Consider the following 2,678-nt stretch of genomic DNA (forward strand, 5'->3'; position numbering starts at 1 on the left):
CGCTCGAGAGCATCGGCTGCACCTTGGCGTTAGCCGAGGTCTACGACAAGATTCAGTTCGAACGGGATGCGCCGCTGCAGTAATCGCTGATCACCTCAAAACCGACCAGATTGCGCTCTTGCTTGCTGAATTCGACGCCGATGAGGTGGATGGGCTGCTTGAGGGCTTGATACTTCTCAGCGTAATTCCTGGCCTGGAGTTGTTCTAGCGCCCGGCCATCAGGTACCAGCTCGACCACCTTGAACTCGAACAGATAGACCTGTTCATTGAACAACAGTGTCATATCGAGCCGGCCGTGATTGGTGGCATCTTCCAGGCGAAGATCCAGCCCCAGTGCAGCGAAGTGGCTGTAGAAGACACTGGCCCAGTAGCCTTCGTATTGGGTGATGGGGTTGTTGCGGAACCAGTCGTGGGGGATGCTGGCGTAGAGACTGACGAAGTGCTGACGCAAGGCGTTGAAGTCGCCCTCGATCAGGGTGTCATAGAGGCGACTGCTGGCCTCGCTGGCCTCGCTGGCGTCTCCGTAGAGTCCCTTGAGCAGGGCCTCATTGAGGGCGCTTTCCACCTCTAGGTTCGGATAGCCCAGGGTATATTCGATACGGGCGCCGAGCTGGCGCTGGCTGTGGATGGTCAGATAGCCGGTTTGCCAGAGCAGGGCCTCGGTGCTCATGTCATCCACGTCGAAACGTGACAGCAGCGCCTCGGTGGCGCGCCAGGCGTCTAACCTGGGGCTGAAGGTATGGCGTTGGGTGAGGACGTCGATCAGGAAGGTCGGAGTGCCGGTTTCAAACCAATAAGACCGAAACTGACGGTTGCGCAGCAGCAACAAGAGGTCGAAGGGGTTATAGACGGCTTCACCGGTCCAGTTGTAACCGTTGTACCAGTCTCTAATCTGCTGACGATCAAGGCCTTCGAGTGCCGGGGCGAACACCGCGTCGAGATCGGCTTCGGTATAACCGCAGAGTGCTGAGTAGTCGGCATTGATGGTGATATCTTCCAGATTGTTCAGTCCAGAGAAAAGGCTGACCTTACTGAACTTAGACACCCCGGTGATGAAGACAAAGCGGATGTAGCGGTCATGGTCTTTGATCACGGAATAGAGGTTGCGCAGGCCTTCGCGCATCTGCCGCGCCAATTCCGGCTCGGAGAGGTTATCCAGGATCGGCTTGTCGTATTCATCGACCAGGATGACCACGCGCTGGCCGTATGACTCTTCCGCCGCACGGATGAGCTCACCAAAACAGGCGGGTATATCCAGTTCAGGCGGACAGGGGATGCCGAGCCTGCGCTGATTGATGCGCAGCAGATCGCGCATCTTGGCATCCAGCGCCTCGCGATCACGCATCACCCCACCGCCAAAGCTCAGCTGGATCACTGGGTATGGGATACTCCAGTCCCAGTGCTGATCGGCATCGAGCCCCTGAAACAGCGGCCGGTTGGCCTGGAACAGCTCGGCTAGGGTGTCAAGAAACAGGGATTTACCGAAGCGGCGTGGGCGGGAGAGGAAGTAGTAGCTGCCCGCATCGATCAGCTGCAGGGCCAGCCCGGTCTTATCCACATAGTAGTAATCCTCGCCGCGAATCTTGGCGAAGGTCGAAATACCGATGGGGAGCTTCTTGGGTTTCATCGGGTGATCATAGCACTGGGCCTGGTCGGGATCGGCGAGGGCTCTGTTTGACGGAAGACGGGGCGCTGTGCGGCCTGCGTCTCTGTATGCAGAGGACATCGCTATCCAGGTTGCTCAGGGATGCGCGCGATCAGGCCGTCAAATCGGGGTGATGGCGGCGAGCAGCCCGTTCTTTTGCAAGGCCGCGTAGACCTTTCGACTGGTCTCTGCCAGTCGCGAGAGGTCACCAAAATTTGGCGTCTCGCCGGCCTCAAGGCGCTGCTCCCAGCCGCACAGCTCGCCATTGAGGTAGTCGAGCAGTTTCAGCGAGCAGCCTTGGCAGTCGCCGCCGCAGACTTGCGCCGCTGGTGCGTCGAATGGGAGCGTCTCGCGCACCTGTGCGATGAGTGCATGCATCGCGGTGCGGGTGTCGGGCTTCATGGATAACAGCACTCCTGCCCTGATCGCTCGTTCAGGTGCCGACACCCATCAGTGCCCGCGCTCCATCGCGGGCGCGCTAGGCTTCAATCGACCAACTCACCCTCGACCACGCTCTCAAACAGCAACTGCCCATCGCGGGCATCGACCTCGATGGTATCGCCCGGGGCAAACTTGCCGGCCAGGATCTGCTGCGCCAGCGGGTTCTCGAGCTGGGCGCGAATCGCGCGCTTGAGCGGGCGCGCGCCATAGACCGGATCGAAGCCGGCCTCGCCGAGTAGATCCAGCGCCGCGTCGCTCAGGGTCAGGCCCATCTCGCGGTCGGCCAGCCGCTCTTTGAGATAGCCGATCTGAATCCCGGCGATGGCCCGAATCTGTGCCTCGTCGAGCGGATGGAAGACGACGATCTCATCCAGGCGGTTGATGAACTCGGGCCGGAAGGCGACGCGCACCACCTCCATCACCGCTTCCTTCATCTCGGCATACTGCGCTTCGCCGGCCTTCTGTTGGATGATGTCGGAGCCGAGGTTGCTGGTCATCACGATCACCGCGTTGCGGAAGTCGACCGTGCGCCCTTGACCATCGGTCAGGCGGCCGTCATCGAGCACCTGCAGCAGGATGTTGAACACATCCG

Annotated in this window: 3 protein-coding genes; all 3 read right to left on the reverse strand. The window is 60.3% G+C overall.

Going from position 1 to position 2,678, the window contains the following annotated elements; all coding sequences use genetic code 11:
- Positions 1-52: 52 nt before the first annotated feature.
- Positions 53-1,627: an ATP-binding protein gene (locus tag VBE63_RS27000; RefSeq protein WP_323686085.1), complete on the reverse strand. Its 1,575-nt coding sequence runs from the start codon at positions 1,625-1,627 to the stop codon at positions 53-55.
- Between the two features lie 138 nt (positions 1,628-1,765).
- A complete protein-coding gene (locus VBE63_RS27005) occupies positions 1,766-2,047 on the reverse strand; it encodes a hypothetical protein (protein WP_323686086.1) in 282 nt (93 codons plus the stop codon).
- 83 nt (positions 2,048-2,130) lie between these two features.
- On the reverse strand, positions 2,131-2,678 hold a 548-nt coding region (locus VBE63_RS27010), incomplete at its 5' end, for an AAA family ATPase (protein ID WP_323686087.1).

The organism is Lamprobacter sp. (assembly GCF_034860625.1).
GTDB lineage: Bacteria > Pseudomonadota > Gammaproteobacteria > Chromatiales > Chromatiaceae > Lamprobacter.